The organism is Flavobacterium xizangense, from assembly GCF_054075145.1.
In genome coordinates this window covers 547,823-573,518 of record NZ_JBSIPG010000001.1, presented here as the reverse complement: position 1 = coordinate 573,518, position 25,696 = coordinate 547,823, and the positions used below count along the sequence as shown (strand labels likewise).

The 25,696-nt window shown below is 36.0% G+C and carries 15 protein-coding genes; 10 read left to right on the top strand and 5 right to left on the bottom strand.

Features of this window, described 5'->3' with window-relative positions:
- Window positions 1–41 precede the first annotated feature (41 nt).
- The 3 genes from ACWA1B_RS02365 to ACWA1B_RS02355 all read left to right on the top strand — a co-directional run bounded on the left by ACWA1B_RS02365 (window position 42) and on the right by ACWA1B_RS02355 (window position 2,992).
- On the top strand, window positions 42–677 hold the full coding sequence (locus ACWA1B_RS02365; protein ID WP_456904301.1) for a hypothetical protein: 636 nt from the start codon (window positions 42–44) through the stop codon (window positions 675–677).
- Window positions 678–959: 282 nt separating this feature from the next.
- Complete coding sequence (gene dprA, locus ACWA1B_RS02360) at window positions 960–2,060, top strand: DNA-processing protein DprA (RefSeq protein WP_456904300.1); 1,101 nt, start codon at window positions 960–962, stop codon at window positions 2,058–2,060.
- 74 nt (window positions 2,061–2,134) lie between these two features.
- Window positions 2,135–2,992, top strand: a complete 858-nt coding sequence (locus tag ACWA1B_RS02355) for a hypothetical protein (RefSeq protein WP_456904299.1) — start codon at window positions 2,135–2,137, stop codon at window positions 2,990–2,992.
- A 68-nt stretch (window positions 2,993–3,060) separates the two neighbouring features.
- Here ACWA1B_RS02355 and trpS read toward each other — a convergent pair whose 3' ends face one another.
- Window positions 3,061–4,035: a tryptophan--tRNA ligase gene (gene trpS, locus ACWA1B_RS02350; RefSeq protein WP_035646749.1), complete on the bottom strand. Its 975-nt coding sequence runs from the start codon at window positions 4,033–4,035 to the stop codon at window positions 3,061–3,063.
- Window positions 4,036–4,257: 222 nt separating this feature from the next.
- On the opposite strand from trpS, the gene ACWA1B_RS02345 reads away from it, so the two are divergent.
- The gene (locus tag ACWA1B_RS02345; protein ID WP_456904298.1) at window positions 4,258–5,013 is read left to right on the top strand and encodes a lysophospholipid acyltransferase family protein; all 756 of its coding nucleotides are present in this window, start codon (window positions 4,258–4,260) and stop codon (window positions 5,011–5,013) included.
- 561 nt (window positions 5,014–5,574) lie between these two features.
- Here the strand turns inward: ACWA1B_RS02345 and recA are convergent.
- The 4 genes from recA to ACWA1B_RS02325 all read right to left on the bottom strand — a co-directional run bounded on the left by recA (window position 5,575) and on the right by ACWA1B_RS02325 (window position 8,829).
- Window positions 5,575–6,582, bottom strand: coding sequence for a recombinase RecA (gene recA / locus ACWA1B_RS02340; RefSeq protein ID WP_456904297.1), 1,008 nt, complete (start codon window positions 6,580–6,582; stop codon window positions 5,575–5,577).
- A 160-nt stretch (window positions 6,583–6,742) separates the two neighbouring features.
- On the bottom strand, window positions 6,743–7,255 hold the full coding sequence (locus ACWA1B_RS02335) for an acyl-CoA thioesterase (protein WP_035646756.1): 513 nt from the start codon (window positions 7,253–7,255) through the stop codon (window positions 6,743–6,745).
- Window positions 7,256–7,289: 34 nt separating this feature from the next.
- On the bottom strand, window positions 7,290–7,673 hold the full coding sequence (locus ACWA1B_RS02330) for a DoxX family protein (RefSeq protein ID WP_456904296.1): 384 nt from the start codon (window positions 7,671–7,673) through the stop codon (window positions 7,290–7,292).
- 7 nt (window positions 7,674–7,680) lie between these two features.
- Window positions 7,681–8,829, bottom strand: a complete 1,149-nt coding sequence (locus tag ACWA1B_RS02325; protein ID WP_456904295.1) for a DNA polymerase III subunit — start codon at window positions 8,827–8,829, stop codon at window positions 7,681–7,683.
- A 435-nt stretch (window positions 8,830–9,264) separates the two neighbouring features.
- On the opposite strand from ACWA1B_RS02325, the gene ACWA1B_RS02320 reads away from it, so the two are divergent.
- The 6 genes from ACWA1B_RS02320 to ACWA1B_RS02295 all read left to right on the top strand — a co-directional run.
- Complete coding sequence (locus tag ACWA1B_RS02320; protein ID WP_026727351.1) at window positions 9,265–9,717, top strand: hypothetical protein; 453 nt, start codon at window positions 9,265–9,267, stop codon at window positions 9,715–9,717.
- Window positions 9,718–9,905: 188 nt separating this feature from the next.
- On the top strand, window positions 9,906–11,195 hold the full coding sequence (locus tag ACWA1B_RS02315) for a hypothetical protein (RefSeq protein ID WP_456904294.1): 1,290 nt from the start codon (window positions 9,906–9,908) through the stop codon (window positions 11,193–11,195).
- Between the two features lie 98 nt (window positions 11,196–11,293).
- Window positions 11,294–11,707, top strand: coding sequence for a hypothetical protein (locus ACWA1B_RS02310; protein ID WP_456904293.1), 414 nt, complete (start codon window positions 11,294–11,296; stop codon window positions 11,705–11,707).
- On the top strand, window positions 11,704–13,167 hold the full coding sequence (sprC, locus tag ACWA1B_RS02305; protein WP_456904292.1) for a gliding motility protein SprC: 1,464 nt from the start codon (window positions 11,704–11,706) through the stop codon (window positions 13,165–13,167). The genes ACWA1B_RS02310 and sprC overlap by 4 nt, the downstream gene beginning before the upstream one ends.
- Window position 13,168: 1 nt before the next feature.
- Complete coding sequence (locus ACWA1B_RS02300; protein ID WP_456904291.1) at window positions 13,169–17,815, top strand: PorP/SprF family type IX secretion system membrane protein; 4,647 nt, start codon at window positions 13,169–13,171, stop codon at window positions 17,813–17,815.
- Between the two features lie 129 nt (window positions 17,816–17,944).
- Window positions 17,945–25,696 (top strand): beta strand repeat-containing protein (locus tag ACWA1B_RS02295; RefSeq protein ID WP_456904290.1); only part of this gene is annotated, 7,752 nt, incomplete at its 3' end.

Here is a 25,696-nt window from a genome sequence, read left to right as displayed (position 1 = left end):
CGAAAAGCCATAGGAGTAGGAAACATTAAATAATTAAACAAATGGAAAAATTTATTATTGAACAAATTAAAGAGAATTTCACAGTAAAAGTATTTGGAGAACCATATTCTGTTCATAACCTAAATTTAGAAAAAGAAAATTTGCCATCCTTAAAGCAATTTGGAGACGGATTATCACTTGTAAAAATAGTTGGGTTAAAAACAATTGGTACTTGTATGAAATTAGATAAACCAAAATTTCTTCTTCTGCCTGGGAAAGGGGAAAAGTCAGATGATTGTGGATTTGAAGATAGCTCCTCTATTTTAATGTGGAAAGTAGAAAAAGATTTTTCAACGTTAGACCTGCAAATTAGCCCTATTTCAATTTCTGAAATTAGTAATGATACTGACAAAAGCTTTTCATTTTCTTTAAAACTAAAAGATTGTAATTATTCAAAAGGTGTTTTTAAGGGAATAGTTCAAATAAAAGCTGAAATTTTTGGGATCAAAATAACTGAAAATATCCCTGTAAAAGTGACAATTGTTGAAGGGGGTAGTATTGAAGTTTTTAATAGCTATATTGGGCCATTTCAAGTTGTTATTGTTATAAATTTAGTAGCAGTTAATAAAGTTTGTGCGAGAGGAATGGCTTATTATGGAGTTTTAAGTGCAAATCACGAAGTGTGTGCAACATTTTAGAATAAATTAATTACATGTGAGACTTTTGGTAGAAAAACGGATTCAATTATTTGAAATCCGTTTTTTCTTTGCTTACTACGCAAAGCAAATATATAGATTACAATTCTTAAAAATTGGTACTTAAATTGTTTTTTATCAAGTATTTGAAAGCTAAATAGAATCATCACGAATATATTTTTGAATGAATTTACTTATATTTTGTATCTTTGCAACTTTTGAAATAAATCCAAGATTTGTTTTAAAAACCTATGTTTTCACCGCCATTTAATGCATTCAATATCCATGTCAGATCAAGATTTATTTTATTTATTAGCGTTACTTAAAGTTGATGGAGTTGGTGATATTATGGCTAAGAAGTTGTTGACGCATTGCGGTAGTGCCGAAGCTGTTTTTAAAACAAAAGCCATACAAATTGCTGCTATAGACGGAGTAGGTTCTATCCTGCTTAAAAACTTGAAGGATAAATCGATTTTTGAAAAGGCGAGCAAGGAACTTGAATTTATTCACGCAGACCAAATAAATGTCTCTTATTTTCAAGATGAAAATTATCCAGATCGCCTAAAACATTGTATCGATTCTCCAGTCTTGCTTTTTACTTCTGGCAATATAGATTTGAAAAATAAAAAAGTAATCAGTATCGTGGGAACCAGGCAAGTAACATCATACGGAATTGATTTTTGTAAAAAATTAATTGAAGACCTTGTTCCGCTTGATCCCGTGATTGTTAGCGGATTTGCGTATGGTGTAGATATTGTCTCACATCAATTGGCAATGGAAAATAATTTGCAGACTATTGGAGTTTTAGCCCACGGTTTGAATCAGATTTATCCAAAAACGCACAAAAAATACATTGCTAAAATGGAAGAAAATGGTGGATTTATTACTGAATTCTGGAGTTCTTCTAATCCTGATAAAGAGAAATTTGTACGTAGAAATCGTATTGTTGCAGGTATGACCGAAGCTACGATCGTGATTGAATCGGCAGATAAAGGAGGCTCATTAATTACAGCCAATTTAGCTAATGATTATAATCGGGAAGTTTTTGCCGTTCCAGGCCGTGTTACAGACCGATATAGCCAAGGTTGCAATAATCTTATTAAAACGCAAAAAGCAAATGTTTTAACCAGTGCAGCCGATTTGATTTACGTACTAAACTGGGATCTTGAAAATAAGCCCAAAACCATTCAAAGACAGCTTTTTGTGGAGTTAAATCCAGATGAAGAATGCATCTATAATTTCTTGATTAAAAACGGAAAAGAGTTATTAGATATCATTGCTCTAGAATGCGATTTTCCAATTTTCAAAATATCTGGAATTCTTTTAAACATGGAACTTAAAGGGCTAATTAGACCTTTGCCCGGCAAAATGTTCGAAGCAATTTAAGAGTTTTTTAACACAGAAACTTGGATTAAATGATATAAAGAATATATTTGTTTAACCAAAAAACTAAAGTTAAAATGAACATAATTGAATTATTTGAAAATGCAGGAATTTACAAAGCAAACATCCAATCTTTCAGCGCTGAAGATATTGAAAAAGCGAGAAGACAGTTTGAAATTGAGCGATCTGGAAATACAAATGTGCAGCCTGATTTAGGTAGCAATTTGGTTTTAGCAGTTGAGAATTATGCCAATCAGTTGTTGTTTATTAGCAATAACAGAATATTATATAACTTTTTTTCTAAAAAGAATTATTCGCGAAACCGCTTTATTACAGATCACCCGATTTCTTCTAGTAAAGAGGATGTTAGAGTTTTTATCGATAAATTTTTATCTAAAGATCTAGATGCGATTTTAGAGTATTATATATCAAATAACAGATTTGATAATATTGATGATTTATTTGAAGTTAAGGAATATTTGCCTGAAAGTTCGCTTGATAAATTAAGCAATAAAGTATCTGAAAAACTAGATTATGCAATTCAAACTGTTAATGGAAATTTACAGCCAGCTGCTATAAGTGAGACAGTTGAGTTTTTAAAATATCGAAGTTTTTATGTTTTGGTCTCTCATTTCAGATCTGCTGAAAAAGATGAAAAAATCAGAGCGGTTTATAACAAAGTCTACAATTTGCACAGTAATTCAGTTGTTAGACATGAATTGTTAAACCCAATGATTTCTTCTTTAATAAACTATAATGCGGTTGATTCTGATCTGAATAATTTATTCAGAAAAAACAAAAATCAGCTTGATGCAGCACAGGAAAGAGTAGACAATGCCAGCAGTTCATCAGGCTTTTCTGGTTGGTCAATTGTCGTGATTGTAATTGTAATTATTAGAGTAATTCTGTTGATAGCTAGACTTGGAAGAGCTTAATAAACATAATATTAATAAGAAAAAAAGCCTAATAGAAACTAAATCTATTAGGCTTTTTAATTTTGGCTTTATTTTTCAAATCCCAAAACGTTGCGAACTTTTTCTAAAACGCCATCTGCAACTACCGAAGCTTTTGCAGCGCCTTTTTTAAGAAGTGCATCAACTTCTTCAAGATTGTTGATGTAATAATTATATTTTTCTCTTTCTGTTTTAAATTTTTCGGTAATCAATTCAAAAAGAGCTTGTTTTGCGTGTCCGTAACCGTAATTTCCGCCTAAATAATTGGCTCTCATTTCGGCAATCTGAGTTTCATTTGCTAATAAAGAGTAAATCGCAAAAGCATTGCAGGTATCAGGATTTTTTGGTGCTTCAAGAGGTGTGCTATCGGTTTCGATGCTCATTACTTGTTTGCGAAGCGTTTTATCATCCAGGAAAATATTGATAATGTTATTAGCAGATTTACTCATTTTTCCTCCGTTTGTTCCCGGAATCAACATGCTGTCTTCTTGAATTTTAGCTTCCGGAATTACAAAAGTTTCGCCCATTTGATGATTAAATCGCGATGCAACATCACGCGTAATTTCTAAATGCTGAAGTTGATCTTTTCCAACCGGAACGAACTCAGCATCATATAACAAAATATCAGCCGCCATCAACATCGGATAAGTAAATAATCCGGCATTTACATCATCCAAACGATCTGATTTATCTTTGAAAGAATGTGCTAAAGTCAATCTTTGAAACGGAAAAAAACAGCTTAAATACCATGTCAATTCAGCAGTTTGAGTCACATCTGATTGTCTGTAAAAAGTCACCTTATCTGGATTAAGCCCGCAAGCAAGCCATGCTGCGGCTGTGCTATATGTATTTTCTCTTAATGTTTTGCCGTCTTTAATTTGTGTAATCGAATGTAAATCAGCGATAAACAAATAAGATTCATTTGCAGGATTATTCGATAATTCAATTGCCGGAATAATTGCTCCCAGTAAGTTTCCTAAATGCGGTGTTCCTGTACTCTGAACACCAGTAAGTATTTTTGCCATTCTCAATTTTTTCTGAATTGCAAATGTCGTGATGTTTTTTCTAATGGCAAAGTTGATAAGAATTTAACGAAGCGTTTTAAATGTTTGTTGTGTGTTTTTTAACGCAAAGAGCGCAGAGTTTTTCTCTGCGAAAAAAGTCTGCGCTCTTTGCGTTAAAAGGAAGCAAAGGTTATAGTAAAAAATCTCTATATAATTCATTTCTGTTTTCTTACTTTTGAAGTTATGAAAATATTAAAAATTACTTTTTGGATTCTTTGGCGCATTTGGTTTTATGTTTTAATGGCCATTCCGATATTGATTATGTTGCCGTTTTTGCTGATTTCTATTATCTCAGAACGTGGTTACCCCTATTTTTTTAAAATGGCCCGCATTTGGGCTAAATTTATCCTTTTCGGGATGGGTTTTTATTACAAAGTAAAACGCGAGCAAAAACTTATCAAACATACCAGCTATATGATTGTCGCAAATCATACCTCAATGACAGATATCATGCTGATGTTGGCGATTATTAAAAATCCTTTTGTTTTTGTGGGAAAGAAAGAGTTGGTAAAAATCCCGTTGTTTGGATTTTTCTATAAAAGAACTTGCATTCTTGTAGACAGAAATTCTTCAAAAAGTAAAAATGAGGTTTTTAAAAGAGCTCAAAACAGGCTTAATCAAGGACTTAGTATTTGTATTTTTCCCGAAGGTGGTGTTCCAGATGATGAAAGTATTTTGTTGGATGAATTTAAAGACGGCGCTTTCCGATTGGCAATAGAGCATCAAATTCCAATCGTACCGATTGTTTTTGCTGATAATAAAGAGCGTTTCTCGTATACTTTTTTAAGCGGGAGTCCAGGAAAAATGCGAGCAAAAATTCTTCCATTTGTTGAAACAAAAGGCGTAACAGGCGAGCATAGAAAAGAACTCAGAGATAAAGTAAGACAGATGATTTACAATGAATTAATAGCATTTAAAGAGAAGGATTCGAAAAGATAAAAACAGAACCCGACATTCCTTAAGCATCAGGAATGTCGGGTTTTATTTTGAACTAAAATAACCCCTTATTTATATTCAAAATCTTATCTGTGAATGATTTTTTCAGAAATAAATCGCAATACTTTTTTAAACTTCAATTTGGTTTTTCTTCGGTTTTTATTGTACAACACTTCTATTTTCTCTTTCATAATTTAAAAACATTAAGGATTGATAATAAAGAGTTTGGTTAAAACTCAAGTTAACGTCACATTACTATAGAGAGCAAAAAATGAAAAAGGTTGCGTGAGATATGAAAATTTTTCTCGTAAAAGGAATAAAAACCCGCCAGTACCAAACCAACCGACGGATTTTTATTAAAAACAAATCAACCAAATTCGTTCTAAAATTTTTTAAAAGGCACTTATGGCGATGCCAATTAAAATTTTATATCTATTTACTAGATGATATAATTTCGAAATGGTTGCGTTGATTTTTGATTTTTTTTTAAAATAAAAAACCCAACAAGATTTTGTCTTGTTGGGTTATAATATATAAACCTGCAATTTACAGATTTTGAAAGGTTTAAGCGTTTGCTAATTCTTTCATATGTTCTTTAATTTTAGCTTCTAATTCATCAGCTAATTCTGGATTATCTTTAATTAAAGCTTTAACCGCATCACGTCCCTGGCCTAATTTTGTGTCACCATAGCTAAACCAAGATCCCGCTTTTTTAACAATATCAAATTCAACTGCAAGATCAAGAATTTCTCCGGTTTTTGAAACTCCTTCTCCATACATAATGTCGAATTCGGCAGTTTTAAATGGCGGAGCCACTTTGTTTTTAACAATTTTAACTTTAGTTCTGTTACCAATTACATTTTCTCCATCTTTAATTTGTGAAGAACGACGTATATCTAAACGTACTGAAGCATAAAATTTTAATGCGTTACCACCAGTTGTAGTTTCTGGATTTCCAAACATTACACCGATTTTCTCTCTCAGCTGGTTGATAAAGAAAACAGTACAATTTGTTTTGCTAATTGTTCCTGTTAATTTTCTTAAAGCCTGTGACATCAAACGTGCATGAAGACCCATTTTTGAATCTCCCATTTCACCTTCAATTTCGCTTTTTGGAGTCAAAGCAGCAACAGAGTCAATTACAACAATGTCTATAGCTCCAGAACGAATTAGGTTTTCAGCAATTTCTAAAGCTTGTTCCCCATTGTCTGGTTGCGAAATGATTAAATTTTCGATATCAACTCCTAATTTCTCAGCATAATTTCTATCAAAAGCATGCTCAGCATCTATAAAAGCAGCAATTCCTCCAGCTTTTTGAGCTTCGGCAATTGCATGTAAAGTTAATGTGGTCTTACCAGATGATTCTGGTCCGTAAATTTCAATGATTCTTCCTTTAGGGTATCCATTTACCCCAAGAGCTAAATCAACTCCAAGTGAGCCAGAAGAAATCGTTTCTACCTCCACAATGGCTCTGTCGCCCATTTTCATTACGGTTCCTTTTCCGTAAGTTTTGTCAAGTTTATCAAGCGTTAATTGTAACGCTTTTAATTTGGCTTCTTTGTCTGAACTCATATCTTTTAAATTATCTTAATTGTTATTTTTTTAGCATTTAAAACACAAACCAAAAGTAAGAAATAACTTTCTTGTTGTTGTTTGCCTGACTTGTAAATTGCAAAACTAGTTCTTTTTTTTGGAGTTTGGTTGCCACAAATTGTTACAAATTGCTACAATTTTACTCTATAAATAATGCCTTTAATTCGGTTGCATCAGAAGGTTTCATTTTACCTGCAAGCACTAAACTCAGCTGTTTACGACGTAGAGCAGCATCAAAACGTTGGATTTCAAGTTCGGTTTCCGGAATAATTGCAGGAACTTCAACAGGTCTTCCGGTGTCATCAACAGCAACAAAAGTGTAAATTGCTTCATTGGCTTTTGTTCTGCTTCCAGATTCGCGATCCTCTACCCAAACGTCAATGAAAACCTCCATTGAACTTTTGAAAGATCTTGAAACTTTTGCTTCAACAGTAACAACACTTCCTAGTGAGATAGCTCTGTTGAATGCCACGTGATTTACAGAAGCCGTAACCACGATTCGGCGAGAATGTCTGCGTGCGGCAATACTTGCGGCACGGTCCATTCGGGCTAATAATTCGCCGCCAAAAAGATTGTTTAAAGGATTTGTTTCGCTCGGTAAAACTAAATCGGTTAAAATAGTTATGGATTCTGAAGGGTGTTTTGGATTCATTTTTTTATTGTAAAAATTATAAATAAAAAGCTGATTAGTTCAGCCAGTAAACCGCCATTACAGCTGGGATAAAATAGATTACTATGGTTCTCGCGCCATCGTAATCTTTTGCTAATCTTTGCCCGAAAAGCATCATTAATAAACTGATGCAAGAAAAAATTGCACCGTAAAAACCAAATTCTCTGCCACTGTTTAATAAGAGCTGAATTGCTCCAACGACTGATAAAATTCCAGAAATTAGTTCTAAAATTAAAAGATGTAATAATGCAAGAGGCACTTGATTTTTTAACGGTGTGTTGGCAAAATGGCCTTTGAGCCATTCTACATTATTTTTCCAATAAAATATTTTTTCATATCCTGATTGTAAGAATGTTAAAGCTAAAAAAGCCAGAATTAAGATAGAGGCAGGATTATTCATTTTGAAACTATTTTTTATGAATTAAACGAGTAAGTTTGATTGATAAATCGGTTAAAATTATTTTAGCATTTCCGTTTCTTTCAATGTGATACATAGCATCTGAAAGCTCTTTGAAAATTTCATGAATGTTATTTCCGTTTACAAATGGCGCAAAATTTTCGAGTTTGAATTTGTCGACTTTCGGTTCAATGTAAACTAAACTTGGCGCCTGATAATTAAGCATTAATGCCTGACGAAACATTTCGATGCAAAACTGAATGAATTTTTTCTGGCTTTCGCGTCCAAGTCCAGCAATTTCTTCACTCCAGGAAATTAAATCCTGAATGGCTGCAGCATTTCCTTTGGCTCTAAATGCAGCACGAACCCAGTTTACAAACCATTGTTCGAATGGATATTCAGAATCATCTTCTTTTAGCAAATGCATCGCTTTGTTGAAATTTCCCTGTGCCTGATGCGCAATTTTTTTAGCTAAATTTTGATCAATATTTTCACGGGAAACTAAAGCGTCGGCGATTATTTTTTCAGGAAGACCATTAAAGTGAATTACCTGACAACGAGAGCGAATGGTTTGAATAATATCTTCTTCATTTTCAGAAATCAGAATAAAAATGGTTTTATCTGAAGGTTCTTCCAGAAGTTTTAAAAGTTTATTCGAAGCTGCGATATTCATTTTATCGGCCATCCAGATAATCATGATTTTATAGCCGCCTTCGTAGGATTTTAGCGAAAGCGATTTTAAAACTTCCTGTGCATCTTCAACCCTGATTTCTCCTTGTTTGTTTTGAACGCCCAAGATTTTATACCAGTCAAATAATCCTCCGTAAGGCATTTCTTGAATAAATGTTCTCCAATCCTGAATGAAGTCTAAACTTTTTGGTTTGGTTTTGACATCTTCTGTGGTTACAGTTGGGTAGATAAAATGTAGATCGGGATGCGAGATATTTTGAAATTTTAAATTGCAGGACTCGTTTCCGTTTTCATTTTCATTGCCTGTATTGTTGCACAAAATATATTGCGCATAGGCTATAGCAGTTGATAATGTGCCGCTTCCTTCGGGCCCAATAAACAATTGCGCATGCGGAATTCGTCCTGAAGATGCACTTTTTATCAAGTGACTTTTGATATAATCCTGACCTAAAATTTGAGAAAATTGCATGAAGCAAAGATAGAAGAAAATGGTGGAGTCAAAAACTTTAGATTAAAAGATTATGGGTTGTCTTAAAATTGAAAAAATCGGAATATTTTTTTTGAAAAAAAATGGAGATGTATAAGCTTAATTTTGTTAATAAATTACTTCATGCGAGTAGATATGAAGACTTTTTTGTTAATATTTTTTTGTTTAAAACGATAAACGTACGAAAATTTTAGCTATTTATTGGTAATACCGAATGTTTTTTTATAGGTAATGTCTTACGGTTTTGGTTTTAACAATTTTAACAAAACCCTCGTTAAAACGCAGATTTTCTCGACATACGGCTGCTTTTTAAGTTTTTTTTAAGGATTTTTTTTGAAAAAAGAAATCAATAAAGTTGCAATTTAAGTTAAATTATATATTTTTGTTTGCATCAACAACCATTTATAAATAGAATCTATGAAAGGGAAAATTATTTTATTAAGTACACTTTTTTTCTTGACAACTGCAGCTGTTTCAGCGCAGGCAAAAAATGCTCCAAGAAGTATCATTAGTACAACAGCTCTTATCAGAAAATACCATGATCAAAAAGAATTGAGTGGTATGCAAAAAGGAGAACTTTTGGAATTATACATTGAGCGTATTAAAGTTTTAGTGAAAACTCTCCCTTACATTGCTTTGGTTACTAAACCAGGTGTTACTATGGCTGACTTAGGTATTCCAGACGATAGTGAACACAAAAAAGTATTAGACAATCAAGCTGTTGGTACTACAACTTTCTTGGATACTACAGTAGATTTTCAAAGAAAAATGATGCCTTATTCAGATAAAGGAAACTTGATTGCGGCAATTTTATTTTACGAAAGCACATTGAAATCATTACACGAGTTCAACGATTTGAACGAAATGTAATAAATAAAATATTTTTAAAACCTTTTTTAACTTGTTTACGTAGATGATTTAGATTTTCGAAAAACATTTTAAAAGAGCGATAAAAAATAACTCGTTCTCGATGTGTTCTGATTATTTCGGAAAAATCGAGATGAGTTTTTTCATTTACGCATACCCAAATTTATTATTAACCCTAATACCCCCTTATCATGAAAAAAATTACTCAAATGATCTGCGTTCTTTTGACAGTTACTAGTATGAGTGCTCAGCAAGAGAAAGGAATTATGGGCTACAACAATTGGTTGAATAACTGGACCGAATTTAAGCCTAACAAAGTAGAGTATGGAGAAGCAAACCAAATTTTAGCAGGAAACATTTCTGTTAATACTAAATTGCTGAAGAGGAATGTATATGTTTTGCAAGGCAACGTTTATGTTACGAACAATGCAGTATTAACAATCGAACCAGGAACTTTAATTATTGGTGATTTCGAAACTAAAGGAACATTGGTAGTTACAAAAGGTGCACAACTTGTTGCAGATGGTTTAGAGACTGATCCAATCGTGTTTACTTCAAACCGCAGCCAGAAAAAAGCTGGAGACTGGGGTGGAATTGTAATTCTTGGTGATGCTCCAATCAACAAATTTGGAGGTGTTGGTTCTTATAACTTAGATCTTGATCCTACGCTTACTACTTACGGTGGTGACAACGTAAACGGAAATTCAGGTATTTTAAGATTTGTTAGAATCGAATTTGCTGGAAAAAAAGTTAAAGGTGCAGATACTTTCAATGGTTTGACTGTTGCTGGTGTTGGTGCTAAAACAATACTAGATAATGTAATGGTAAGCTACTCGGGAGGTGATTCATTTGCTTTCTTTGGAGGAGATGTTAACGCTACTAAATTAGTTTCTTACAAATCAATCAACGACGACTATAAATTTACTCAAGGTGTTCAATGCCGTTTATTTAACTCATTGGCAGTTAGATCATCTTATTTATCAAGTAACAAAGATGGATCTCGTTGTATGGAAGTAAAATCTTTCGAAAAGAAAAGCGAAACAGATTTTACTAAAAAACAAACACTTGTTGTTGCAACAAATATTACAATGTTAAATGATAGTGATAACATTAAAGCTGATATTCAGGCAGGTTTAGTAAAAGAAGCAATTTATGTTGCTGAAACTGCTTCTCTTGAAATGAAGCGTAGTGTGATCTCTGGATTTAACCCGGCCGTTCTAATAGACAGCAAAACTGAGATTAATGAGGCTAGCCTTAAAAAAATCAAATTTGAAGAAATGTATTTCAACTTATGTAACGGAAACATCTTTACAGAATACAATTCTAACAACGAAGATTTAGAGAGCTGGTACGGTAACAGTGTCTTCTTTAATGTTTACTCACAAAGCGACAACAAAGAAACATTTATTGATATTTTCAATGCTAAAAAACCGGATTTCAGATTGCAATTAGGAAAAATTACAGCATCTAGCGGAAAATAGATAAGTTTCGATTTTTATTTCAAGAGCGTAAATTTTATTAATTAAGTCCCCAGACACAATTTTTGTCAGTCTCGTGACCAAATAAAGATCAGAACATAATGGCCCCATCTATAAAAAAATATTTTATTTATATTATATTTTTGGTTTCGCCTGCAGTAGCAATAAATGCACAAAGTAAGTTAGAAAACACTATTTCTAATGAGGCTAAATGCATAGTAGCGGCGTGTAACAACAACCAAAAAACAGTAAAAGCTGATACATCAGTGATCAGCAAATTAGATAATTCTAATCAGTTAGCAGTGGAGCTATCCATCCCCAAGGATAGCTTTGCTATAGCTACTGATTGTAATAATCAGAAAACTTCAGAATGCCAAGAAAACACATCAATTACAGCTTCTTATTCTGTTCTTGCGAAGGACATTATTGAGAACTACAAATATGATTTTTCTGAAACATTCATAGATATTTTGTTTTTTGAAAATATAGACTTAGCAAGAACTAGAACTATATGATTCAGAAAACTACGCTATCTGTAATCCGATTTATTCTTTTTTTTAGTATTTTTTTATGTACTAAAACAAATAGCTATGCCCAGACAATAGTGCCTCAGCCACTAGATGGCTTGGAAAAACTTTGTGCAGGTCCAAATTTTAACGAATTTTATGCAACATTTACTTATGTTGATTTTCCTGCTGACGCTACGTTTGTGGTAGAGCTTTCGGATAAAACAGGCAGTTTTTCAGTTCCAACACCGACCATTTTACTTCAGGTTAGTAATATATCTGCAACACAACAAACTATTAAGTTTGGTGTTCCTACTAATCTTGAAGGCTCTGATGTTTACAGCATAAGAGTGAAAAGTTCTACAGGTGCAGTCAGTACAAGATTTAAAAATTCACTTGACAAAACAGCTTTTGCAGCATATTATAAAAGCTATCAATCTGTATATTCAATCAATAAAAAGAGTACTTCTGCTGTAATTTGTTCAGGTGGTTCAATAACATTAACTGTTGATAATGATACTCCTGATGTTCTGGGTTCTTCACCTGTCCTAAATCCAAATTTGAAATACAAATGGTATAAGGATAATGTGGTTATTGCAGGACAAAGCTCTAGCACGTTAGTTGTAAATTCAATTGGAGAATATTACAGTGAAATTGATTACGGATTGTGTAGTGAAACAAATATTAGCTCTAATCACGTAATTGTTACCTCTTCCTCTTCAGGTTCTTCAGTAGCAATCGCCTCAAGTTTAGGTAATCCATTTTGCTCAAGCGGAACAGGTACAACTTTAACAGCAACAGCTGGTAATAAGTACCAATGGAAAAAAAACGGAACCGTAATTACCGGAGCCACAAATCGCAGTTATACTACAAATGAAGCAGCAGTTTATACTGTTGATGTTGATTTTGGTGGATGTACTGCTACAGGAACAATAGATTTAAAAGGAAATGGCTTTACAGCGGCGTTAAATGTGCCGGCAACGAACGTTATTGCCCCTAACGAAACTTTAAGCGTTACGGTGACTACGAATGCTGTTAATCCAACTTTTCAATGGTACCTTGGAAATAATGTTATTGCTGGTGCTAATACAAATACTTATTTGGTTACAGCGCGTGGGAATTACAAAGTAAAAGTTAGCCAGGCAACTGGATGTACCGTTGAGCAAGAATTGCCTTTCACGGTTACCTACGATGGTAATGTGGGTGCTACCGTAGAAAAAATTGCAAATATTATTAGTTTGAGCAGTTATCCGTATGATGTATGGGATATTCCTAGTGAATACAAAAACCCAGAAACTAGTGTTAAAATAATTAGTTCAAACGGAGACATGGTTCTTGATGTTGTCAACTATCAAGGCGATTGGCCCCCGTCTGGATCAATTGATATTAAAAATGTAAATCCAGTATATTACTATGTCATTCAATCTTCGACAGGTGAAAGAAAAGGATCAATAACCCTGATAAAATAAGATGAAGAAAATCCTACTATTCATAACTTTATTTTACGGTTTATCAAATGTACTCTATGCTCAAGATACCAAATCTGAGGATGGAGTTGTTTCGTTTTCTTTACCTATCAGAAATTCTTTAAAGTTTAATAGATATATAATTAATCCAACGTTCAGTTTTGTACGCGAATCAAATCCTTATGTAAGCTTTTATAATAAAAGACAATGGGTTTCATTTGATGATGCACCAAATACTTATTTATTTGGTTATTCTGGCCGTTTTAGAGAGAATGAAGCTTTTGCTTTTGGATTATTTCAACAAAATTATGGTGTTTTTACAGTCTTTGGAGGAGTAGCCAACTTTGCTCATAATATCGTTTTGCAAGAAGATAGCAATTTGACATTTGGACTTAATGTAGGTGCTTACCAAAGTGGTTTAAACAAAGGTAAAATTATTACAAATGATCCAAATCTTCCAATTGATAACATTCAGTCAAATACATTGCTTACTGTAAATCCGGGTATTAATTATGGTACTGCATTTCTTGATTTTGGGTTATCGATCAACAATTTGGTTCTTTACAATTTTGGTTCAGGAATGGTAAAGGATGATCCGGAAAGAGCAATCGAATTGCATGCAATGTACACAGGTTACATTGACAGCTACGGATTTTTCGACAGAAGTAGATTTTCTGGAATAGTAAAGACAGAGATTAAAAAAGATAAAACAGTTTTATCTGGACTTGCCATGCTAACGATTCCACAAGGAGTTTGGGCTCAAGCAGGATACAATACTTTATATGGTGTTTCGGCAGGTTTAGGTGTAAATATTTCGCCTAGTATTGCGATAGAATACAATTATGAAAGAGGTTTTGGCAATTTTACAAATTTGGGAGGTTCTCACGAATTTGCAATTGCCTATAAATTCAAAAGCAGAAATTACTATTACGGTGATGATGATGAAGGTTCACTTATTGATCCTTCAAAACCAAAACCGGTAATGGCTAAAAAAACAACATCGGCTCCGGTTACAAGAGTAGATGGTGCTGAAAAAGCAAGATTAGCTGCTGAAGCAAAAGCAATTGCTGATGCAGAAGCGAAACAAGCAAGACTTGCTGCTGCTGAAAAAGTGAAGGCTGACGCCGAAGCTGCAGCTAAAGCAAAATTAGAAGCAGATAATAAAGCAAAAGCCGATGCAGAAGCATTGAAAATAAAACTTGCTGCAGATGCAAAAGCTAAAGCGGATGCTGCAGCTGCAACAAGAGCACAAACTGCAACTGCAAACAGAGCGGTTGCTACAACACAAAAAACACAAGCGCAACTGGCAGCAGATAAAGCCAGAGCAGATGCAGAGGAACGTAGATTGAAATTGGTTGCAGATAATAAAGCCAGAGTAGATGCTGCCGCTGCAGCAAGAGCTCAAGCTGCTGCAAACAAACCAGCAGCAGTAGCAGCAAAAACACCGGCACAGTTAGCTGCTGATAAAGCGAAAGCTGATGCAGAGGCAATGAAATTAAAACTAGCTGCCGATGCGAAAGCCAAAGCGGATGCTGAAGCTGCAAAAGCTAAAGCAACTGGAGCACCTCAAAAAACACAAGCAGAATTAGCTGCGGACAAAGCAAAAGCTGATGCTGAAACTGCTGCAAAAGCAAAATTAGCAGCTGATGCAAAAGCAAAAGCAGATGCGGAAGCGTTGAAAGTTAAATTAGCTGCAGATGCAAAAGCAAAAGCGGATGCTGCTGAAGCGAAGAGAAAAGCAGATGCAAAAGCAAAAGCTGAAGCTGCAGATTTACAATCAATTTTAGCTGCCGATGCAAAAGCAAAAGCAGATTCAGATGCTTATCAGGCTAGATTAGCGGCTGAAGCAAAAGCTAAAGCAGCTTCTGAAGCTAAAACGAAAGCTGCAATTGATGCTGCAAACAAAGCGAAAGCTGCCGCAGCATTGAAAGAAAAAGCCGCCGCAGATGCTGCCTTAAAAGAAAAATTAGCTGCTGACGCAAAAGCAAAAGCAGATGCAGAGGCAAGACAAGCATTAATTGCTGCAGAAGCAAAAGCGAAAGCCGATGCTGAAGCATTGAAAATAAAACAAGCTGCTGATGCTAAAGCGAAAGTAGAAGAGGAAGCAAGACAAGCGAAATTAGCTGCCGATGCGAAAGCAAAAGCTGACGCAGAGGCATTACAAGCAAAATTAGCTGCCGATGCAAAAGCAAAAGCCGATGCGGAAGCACTTCAGGCAAAACTTGCTGCCGATGCGAAAGCAAAAGCTGACGCAGAGGCATTACAAGCAAAATTAGCTGCTGATGCAAAAGCAAAAGCCGATGCGGAAGCACTTCAGGCAAAACTTGCTGCCGATGTGAAAGCAAAAGCAGATGCGGAAGCACTTCAGGCAAAACTTGAAGCTGACGCAAAAGCGAAAGCAGATATGGAAGCTTTACAAGCAAAATTAATTGCTGATGCAAGAGTTAAAGCGGATGCAGAAGCTACTGCAAAAGCAATAGCTGATGCTGAAGCAAAAAAATTACAAGAAGCAGAAGAAGCTCGTCAGGCGAAATTAGCTGCTGATGCGAAAGCAAAAGCGGATGCTGAAGCTCTTAAAGCGAAACAAGAAGCAGATGCAAAAGCCAAAGCTGATGAAGAAGCTCGTCAAGCAAAATTAGCTGCTGATGCAAAAGCAAAAGCTGACGCAGAAGCATTACAAGCTAAATTGGTTGCCGATGCAAAAGCAAAAGCCGATGCTGAAGCACTTAAGATAAAACAAGCTGCTGAAGAGAAAGCAAAAGTTGAAGAAGAAGCTCGTCAGGCAAAATTAGCCGCTGATGCAAAAGCAAAAGCGGATGCAGAAGCATTACAAGCGAAACTTGCTGCTGATGCTAAAGCAAAAGCCGATATGGAAGCATTACAAGCAAAATTGATTGCTGATGCAAAAGTAAAAGCTGATGCTGAAGCAACTGCAAAAGCAAAAGCGGAAGCAGAAGCAAAAAAATTACAAGAAGCGGAAGAAGCTCGTTTGGCAAAATTAGAAGCAGATAATAAAGCCAAAGCTGATGCTGAAGCATTGAAAGTAAAACTAGCTGCTGATGCAAAAGCAAAAGCCGATGCTGAAGCTTTACAAGCAAAACTAGCTGCTGATGCAAAAGCAAAAGCTGACGCAGAGGCATTACAAGCGAAATTAGCTGCCGATGCAAAAGCCAAAGCCGATGCGGAAGCACTTCAGGCAAAACTTGCTGCAGATGCGAAAGCAAAAGCCGATGCTGAAGCTTTACAAGCAAAACAAGTAGCTGATGCAAAAGCTAAAGCAGATGAAGAAGCTCGTCAGGCAAAATTAGCTGCAGATGCGAAAGCAAAAGCCGATGCAGAAGCATTAAAAATAAAACTTGCTGCCGATGCAAAAGCAAAAGCTGACGCAGAAGCATTACAAGCAAAACAAGCAGCTGAGGCAAAAGCTAAAGCAGATGAAGAAGCTCGTCAGGCAAAATTAGCTGCTGACGCAAAAGCAAAAGCTGATGCAGAAGCATTAAAACTAAAACTTGCTGCAGATGCTAAAGCAAAAGCCGACGCAGAAGCATTACAAGCAAAACTTGCTGCCGATGCCAAAGCCAAAGCAGATGCAGAAGCATTACAAGCTAAACTTGCTGCTGATGCCAAAGCCAAAGCGGATGCAGAAGCATTACAAGCTAAACTTGCTGCTGATGCCAAAGCTAAAGCGGATGCAGAAGCGTTACAGGCAAAACAAGCTGAGGAAGCAGAATTAAGAGCTAAACAAGCGGCGGATGCAGCAGCAAAAGCGGCAGAAGCTCAAAAAGATGAAACAGCAAAAGCTATTGATAATTTAACGCAATCTCTAGATGCCTCTGGTAAAAATCAAAGTGATTTATTAGCTCAGTTCAATGCTACGGTTGCAAACAAACAAAAAGACCTGAATGATTTAAGAGAGGAAAATGACTTAAGTGAAAAAGGAATTTACAAAGAACCGAAACCATTCAAGAGTGTTGCAGCAGAGAACAGTCAGTTAGAAGCTTTGAAAACAAATATTGCTGAGGCAAACAGAATTCAAAAAGATGAGATTGCTAAATTGACGAATTTATATAACGAAAGACTTAAAAAAGTTCCGAATAAAAATGATGCTTTAAATAGAGCTTATCTAGAAAAGATAAATCAGTTGAAAGCAGCGCAATTAAAAATGGAAGAGGATAGTGCAGCTTTACTTGCGAATTTAGAGCGTATTAAAGCAGAAACTGAAATCGAGAAAAAACGTAGAATTAAGCGTGCAGCTTATGAAAACGATCAAGGAAGATATAATCAGGATCTGGCAGCTCTTAAACGTATCAAGGAAACTACTAAAGTTAGCAGTACGCCTTTAACAGCAAGTGATTTTGATTTTGGTGAAGACCAATCAAATATGCAGATCATCAAGAATATTAAAAATTCTGACAGTGGTTATTATATGATTGTTGCAGTTCATAGCAGTGTTGAAAAGAGAGATGAATTCTTGACCAAAGCAGTTGCTGCGGGACGTTCAGACATTAATTTCTTCTATAATATAGCAACAAGTAAATATTACATTTATTACGAGAAATATGAAGGTTTACAAGAAGCAACTAAGGCATTAGAAGCAAAAGGGAATAAACCTTACAATGGTAAAATGGCCATCGTAAAAGTGGAGAATTAATAGAAATAAGGATAAAGTAAGCTATTGATTAAGGGCTTACAACTAAAAATAAAATGTTTTAGAATACTAATTATTTTATTTTCTGATGCCCCTTGGAAAATAAAATGAAAGTGAAACAAAAGAATGATTATGAGAAAACCTACTATTTTAAGAACGCTAGTTTTTGTTTTGGCCATGTTATTCAATTTTGCAATCAATGCGCAAAATTCAATAGCATTTAATTCAAAGTCTTATGGAAATTCACATGAGAACATTTTCTTAAAGGCATATAATCAGTTTGGAAATAACAGTAGTTTTGAATTAAACACTGATAAGCAAACTGAGAAATTAGCGGCCCCTATTACTACGAATCCTGTGCTTAAATATGCGTCAGGGCAATATGCGGGAACAATTTCAATTTGTCCTAATGATGGTAAAGAACTTCCAAAATTATTTATTTGTGGTTCTAATGATGCCAGAAATATTCAGACCGGTATTGATATGTCAACCGTTAAAAGTATTTCATGGCAAAAACTTAATGTTACTGCTAGTTGTCCTGCTTTTGCAAATGTGAACTGTGCGAATGAAACTGCTTCTTGTGGATGGACGCAAGTTGCAACAGGAGCTGATTATTTAGCGGGTACTGCGGGAGAATTTAGATTGGTAATAACATATCCAGATCTTTCGACTTCAACTTTTTATTTCAATGTTTATACAAATGATTTAGATCCAACCGGAATTAAAAAAGCCGACATTTATACAGGAAATAGCTGTACAATGGCAGGAAAAATAATTGTCGGAGGTTTTAACTCTAACTATGAATATGCAATTGCAACTTCATCTACAACATCAACCCCAACTCCTACACCAACGTCAGGATGGCAGAATAGTAGTATTTTTGATAATATTACCACAGCTGGTAATTATGATGTTTTTATTAGATTAAGAGGTGTTACAGGAACATGTGTTTTTAATGTTAGAAAAATTGCGATTAAAACCGTTGCTATCAGTAATACTCCATTAGTAACAAACCCAAAATGTTCAGGAGACAAAGGAAGCATAAAAATTAGTACCGGAAATATTGGATTAAAATATATCTATACACTTTTAAAAGGGAATACAGTAATCACTACAACTATACCAATTGAGGCTCCGGAATATACTTTTACAGGTTTGGATCCTGCGACAGATTATAGAGTTCGAGTTGCGCTTGATGGCAATGGTAAAGATGGTAGCGGTATTCCTTGTACGGTTTTAAGAACTTCACCAAATCAAACCATAACTGCACCACCAGCAGCATTATCAGTATCATTATCAGATGATACTGTTGCATCAGGATGTAGTACAGCAAATATTAAAATAAATGTAACAAACGGTACGGCACCTTACAAATATTATGTAAGTACAGATAATGGGGTTAATTATGTTGTTAATACTTCTGATGTTGTTGTAGTCACAAATCCGGGAACTTATACAATTCGTGTAGAAGATTATAATGGTTGTACAGCTAATGCTTCGGTTACAAAAAGTGCCACTACAAAACCAAATTATACAATTTCATCTACAAACCCTGATTGTGTTACTACAACAGGTAGCATTACAGTAAATCTTGTTAATGCTAATGGTTATACAATTCAGTATACTATAGATGGAGGCACGGCTGGAAGTACGAAAACATGGAGCGGTCTTTCTGCAGGAACGCATACGGTTACTGTTAGTTATAGACTTAATAATAGAGCATCTTGGTGTACAGACAGCAATGTGGTTACAATTTTGCCTGCTGCTGATCAATTGCGTGCCTCTGCGGGGGTTGCGGCATTATCAGGTTGTGGTCCTGCGCCAAACCAAAATTATGGTCTATTAAGAATTACAAATCCAACAGGAGGTACGCCACCGTATACTTATAGGTTTGGAACTCAGGCTACAGATCTTTATGGTTCGTTAAATGAGCAGTGGAGAGCACCGGGAACGTATACTTTGACGATAAAAGATTCGAAAAATTGTACGTATACAATGTCAAACATAACGATTGATCCAAAGCCAGCTTTGCCAACAATTTCTATTCCAGATCCGGTATATGATTGTAATGGTGTAGCATCGGTTACAGCAACAGCAACGAGTCCTCAAAGTGCTAATTATAATTTTACCTATCTAATTGATGGTGTTGAAAATACTAATATCCCTCGTAATGTTTTTCCAAACATTCAAAAGGGGCACCATAAAATTGAAGTAGTATATAATTTAGCTCAGGTATCAACTTATAGTAATTTATTAACGGAAGATTTTGGAAGAGGTACCCCAACAACTTCTCCAGGTATCAATACGGCTTATTGTTTTGAAGATCAAACCAATACGCACCCAGCAAGTTACCCTTGTAATAAGGATCAGTATATTAATGACGGTGAGTATGCTGTAACAAACAGAATTAATCCACGATTTGGAACTTGGCTGGATATTAGAGATCATACGAGTGCGGCTGGTCCGGTTGATTCTCAAGGAAGATTTTTGGCTATCAATATTGGTGGTGTAGCAGGTGTTGGTGGAATTATTTATAGAAAGCCAATTTATGATGTTATACCAGATCAAGACGTGAAAGTCTCATTTTGGGTTGAAAACTTAATTGAGGGAGGTAAAAATTATCCAGATGTCGATCCAGATATTACCATCGAGTTAATTGCTGATTTTGGATTGCCAACACAAAAACTAGTTGCATCTCAGGCAACGGGTATTGTGCCAAAATCAAACAAGTGGGAAAACTATAATATGAGCTTGAATCCAGGAGGTTATACTACTTTGGATTTTGTTGTAAGATCATATAGTATTGCTACAGGAGGTAACGATTTAACTTTAGATGATATTTCAGTTTATCAAATACCTAGATCTTGTAATGATAATGTTTTCAGAGAATTTGATGTTTTTGATGATCAAGCATTTACTGCTGAAATTAAAGGAACTGTACAAGAAAAATGCCCAGGATCTAATGATGGAACAATAACATTATTAGTTAAAAACTTTGGTACTGAATATGAATATTCATTAAATGGTGCAGCTGGACCTTGGATTCCTTCTAGTGTTTCTGAACTTACAATTAGTGGTTTAGTAGCAAAAACGTATGATCTTCAAGTTCGTAGAAAAACGGGTGAAGCTTGTACTAAGAGCCTTAGCCCTACAGTTGGTTCGCCAGTGGCATTTAATTTAGTAGCTAGTTCTACACCAGCTACTTGTGATGTTAATAATCCTGCAACGATTACAGTCACTCCTACTGGGGGAACACAACCTTATACACTTATCCTTACTAAAAAAGAGGATGGTACGGTAAGAAATTTCCCTGTAAATGGAGGAACTTTAAATGTAACAGAAGGAACCTATATTGTTTCAGGAAATGATTTTAATGGATGTCCTTATACAATTAGTCAAGAGATAGTTATTGGTGCTGCACCACAAATATCAGCAAAAATTGTCAAAACCGCAGCTTTGTGTTTTGATACATCTTCTACAATTACAGTTGAAGTTAGTGGAGGAACAGGAGAGTATCAATATCAAGTTGCTTACGAAACAGGAAGCTTTAGTGGTGCACAACCATTTTCAGGAAGTACATTGAGTTATACTGCAACTGCAACTGGAACCTATACATTTAATATTATTGATAAAAATGGTTGTAGTGTAATAACTGCAAGCCAGAAAGTTGATCCTAAGATCTCTGCGACAACCGCTGTTAGAACTGCTTTAAGTTGTAAAACTGTAAAAGATGCCACTATAGAGGTAACTATAAACGGAGGTACTGCACCATTTACTTATACAGTAACAAATAAAACTACAGGACAACTTTTATTTACTAGCGGTTCGATAACTACATCAGTATTTAATTACAATACTCCTAATGCTGGAACTTATACATTTGATATAAAAGATGATAATGGCTGTATTGCTACAAAAGACGGAACGGTAGATGCGCTAGTGCCAATAACACCAGCTGCAGCACCGGTTCATGTTTTATGTTATGGTGGAAACACTGGTTCGGTTACATTATCAGCTTCAGGCGGAACTAATTCGTACCAATATAGTTTTAATGGTTTGCCTTTTAGTACTACTGCAACTTATACAGGTCTTACAGCTGGGACTTATCCTTATCAGGTAAAAGACAGCAATGACTGTTTTGCGAGTGGGTCAGTTACTATTAATCAGCCAAGTTCAGCTCTTACTGGAAGTATTTCTGCAACAGATATTAAATGTAGCTCAACAGGAACTGTTCCTGCTGTAGTTACTGTAACTGCATCTGGCGGAACAGGACCTACTTATCAATACAGTTTTAATAATGCAACAAGCTTTACAACTACTAATACCTTTTCAACTACGACTCCAGGTACTACAGTAACAGCTTATATTAAAGACAGCAATAATTGTCAAATTGGTCCTTTAAGTATTACTATCGGAGCATTTGACCAAATTACAGATATTACTATAACAGATAACGGTTATGATTGTTCTACAACACCAGCAGGAGGTCACGTTAATATCGCTGCAGTAAAAGGCGGTGTATCAGCACCTATTCGTTATCAAATTATTTCTGGTCCAGCCGGATATGATACAGCAACAAATTCTGACGGTGAATTTAAAGGATTAACTCCAGGAAATTATGTTTTCCAAGCTACGGATATTAAAACGGGTTGTTCATTTACTAAATCTTATACAGTTAAAGGTGTACCAGATATCGTAGCTGGTGGTTCAGTTATGTCAACTATTAAATGTTTTGGAGGAACAGGAACAATTCAATTTACGGTTACTGGTGTAAAAAGCAGATTTGATTATGTTATTACAGATGGTTTAGGTAATACTATTCAAAGCGCTAATAATCTAGTTGGTGCTTCTAATACAACTATTGCAGTAGGTTCAGCTTTACCAGCAGGTTCTTATACAATTACTGCTACAGACAGAACAACAAAATGTCAGGCTACTTATACAGTAACTTTAACACAGCCAAATAGTGCAATTGATGTAACTGCAACAGCAGCTAACATCACTTGTAGCAAATTTACATCTGTAATTACGGCAGTAGGATCTGGTGGAACACCAAACTATTCTTATGCAGTTGTAAAACAAGGAGCTACGGCTCCAGCTGCTGGTGCTTATGGATCAAGCCCAACAATGACTGTTGATACAAACAACGGCAATGATCGTAATTGGACAGTTTATATAAAAGATGTGAATGGATGTCCTGACACGGTAAATGTATCTATTTTAATGGATGCTGTTCCGACGGTTACTGCAACTTTAGACAATCAATGTACAGGTTCTGGAAATAAATTCAGAATTACTGCAACACCAGGTGGAACGAATTTAATAACTCCTTTGACTTATGGAATCAATGGACCTACAGGTTCTTTTGGACCAGATAATTTCTTTGATGTTGTTGCAAGTGCAACTCCATATACTGTTTGGGTTAAAGATGCAAACGGATGTACAGCTTCAGCAACTCCAATTACAGTTTACCCACAATTAACAGCAACAACTGCTGTCAAAGAATTGGATTGTTCTGCTACACCGAATGCTACAATTACAGTTTCTCCAAATGGAGGAAAACCTGGATATACTTATTCAGTTTCGACTAACGGAGGAACTAGCTACACTGCAATGGCTTCAAATGTTTACACAACTTCAGTTGCTGGAACATTCAATATCAAAGTAACCGATGCTAATTTATGTACGTTTGTAGTAACAGAAACCATACAATCAATTTCTAATCCAACAGCTTCAATTGTTACACAAAGTAATGTAAGCTGTAACGGAAAACTTGACGGATCAGTTACTATAAAAGGTAATGGAGGTTCAGGAGGATTTAGCTATAGCAATAACGCTACAACAGGATTCGGACCAAGCGCTACCTTTACAGGTTTAGGTGCTGGAAATTATACTTTCTATGTAAAAGATTCTAAAGGATGTGTAGGAAGTGTTGCTGTTACTATTTTAGAGCCAAATGCGTTGACGATTTCGGCTTCTACGGTTGGTTTCACGTGCAGCACTACCAATGCAAAAGTCGCAGGTTCGGTGACGATCAATACGCCGCTTCCTGGTGTCGGCACAGCGCCATACCAATACAGCTTCAACGGAGGGGCTTACGGTTCGGTTCAGACTTTGACTGTAAATGATAACGGAAGCGACCAGACGATCAACTATTCTGTGAAAGACGCAAATGGCTGTATCGCAAATGGATCTGTTACATTGAATAAACTGAATTCTCCGAAAATCAATACTGCAGCGGCATCGGCTGTAACTTGTACGGTAGGTACCAGCACAGTTACGGTGACTACAGTTGCAGGTACAGGAGTGGGAACGCTGACGTATTCTATCATTGCTCCAGCTTCTGCAACGAGCAATACTACGGGAGCCTCTAATGGTATTTTTACAGGCTTGGCACCAAGCGCGACTCCATATACATTCAGGGTTACCGATGCAAACGGATGCTACGATACCAAATCGGTTACGGTAAATCCGGTTACTCCGATAGGAATTATTGGAACAAAAAATAATGATGCAAAATGCAAGGGCACTTCGACAGGGAACGGAACATTTACAGTTTCTGGTTACGCAGTTGCTACAGATTATACTTATACATTGACAGCAGGAGTGCTTGGTACAGGTACTTTGACAAAATCTGGAAATACATTGACCTTGAGCAATGTTGCGGCGGGAACTTATACTGTAGAGGTAAAGGACAATGCTACAAACTGTACAAGTTCAGAAAGCATAACAATAAATGAGCCGACAAATGCATTGGATGTTACTGCGGTGGCGACAAAGATCAACTGTAATAATGACAATGCAGTTATTACAGCAACGGCAACTGGCGGAACGACAAATTACAGCTATGCGGTTAAGCAGGGAGCTGCGGCTGCTCTTGCGGCTGACTATGGAGCAAACAATGTGCTTACGGTTGATACGAACAGCGGGGCGAACATGAGCTGGACTGTTTATGTAAAAGATGCTAACGGCTGTACGGATTCATTCCCGATTTCGTTATCGACAGACCCTACACCGTCAGTTACGGCGGTATTGAGCAACCAATGTACAGGAACAGGAAGCAATTTCACTATTACAGCTACAGGCAGTTCGACTAGTCCGGCGCTTTCAGCAAGTTTGGTTTACGGCATCAATGGCATAAACGGCAGCTTCAGCACAAACAATGTTTTCAATGTTCCAGCGGGAACTTATACAGTTTGGGTTAAAGATGCAAACGGATGTACGGCTTCGGCTGCGCCTATTACCGTTAATCCACAATTGACTGCAGTTGCCAATGTTACCAAACAATTAGATTGTACTGCTACGCCAAATGCTGCGATTACAGTTGACATTACTGGCGGAAAATCTACATATACATATAAAGTTGATCCAGGGACAGGAACCTACGGGTCAAGCATTCCGGTTACAGGAACACAGTTTGTGTTTACTGGAGCTTCGACTGCGGGAACTTATAATTTCGAAATTACGGATTCAAACAACCCTACAGCATGTAAGGTTATCGTTTCTGCTACAGTAGCACCGATCACAAACCCTACGGTTACTGCGTCGCAGGTAAATATTACTTGTTTCGGAGCAAACAACGGATCAGTTGTATTGACAGGCGCAGGCGGATCTGGAAGCTATACTTACAGCAACGCTTTAGCTGGAGTTTATTCAGCTACAGCAACTTTCACTGGATTGACAAAAGGGTCTCATACTTTCTATGTAAAAGATTCTAAAGGATGTGTAGGAAGTGTTGCTGTTACTATTTTAGAGCCAAATGCATTGACGATTTCGGCTTCTACGGTTGGTTTCACGTGCAGCACTACCAATGCAAAAGTCGCAGGTTCGGTGACGATCAATACGCCGCTTCCTGGTGTCGGCACAGCGCCATACCAATACAGC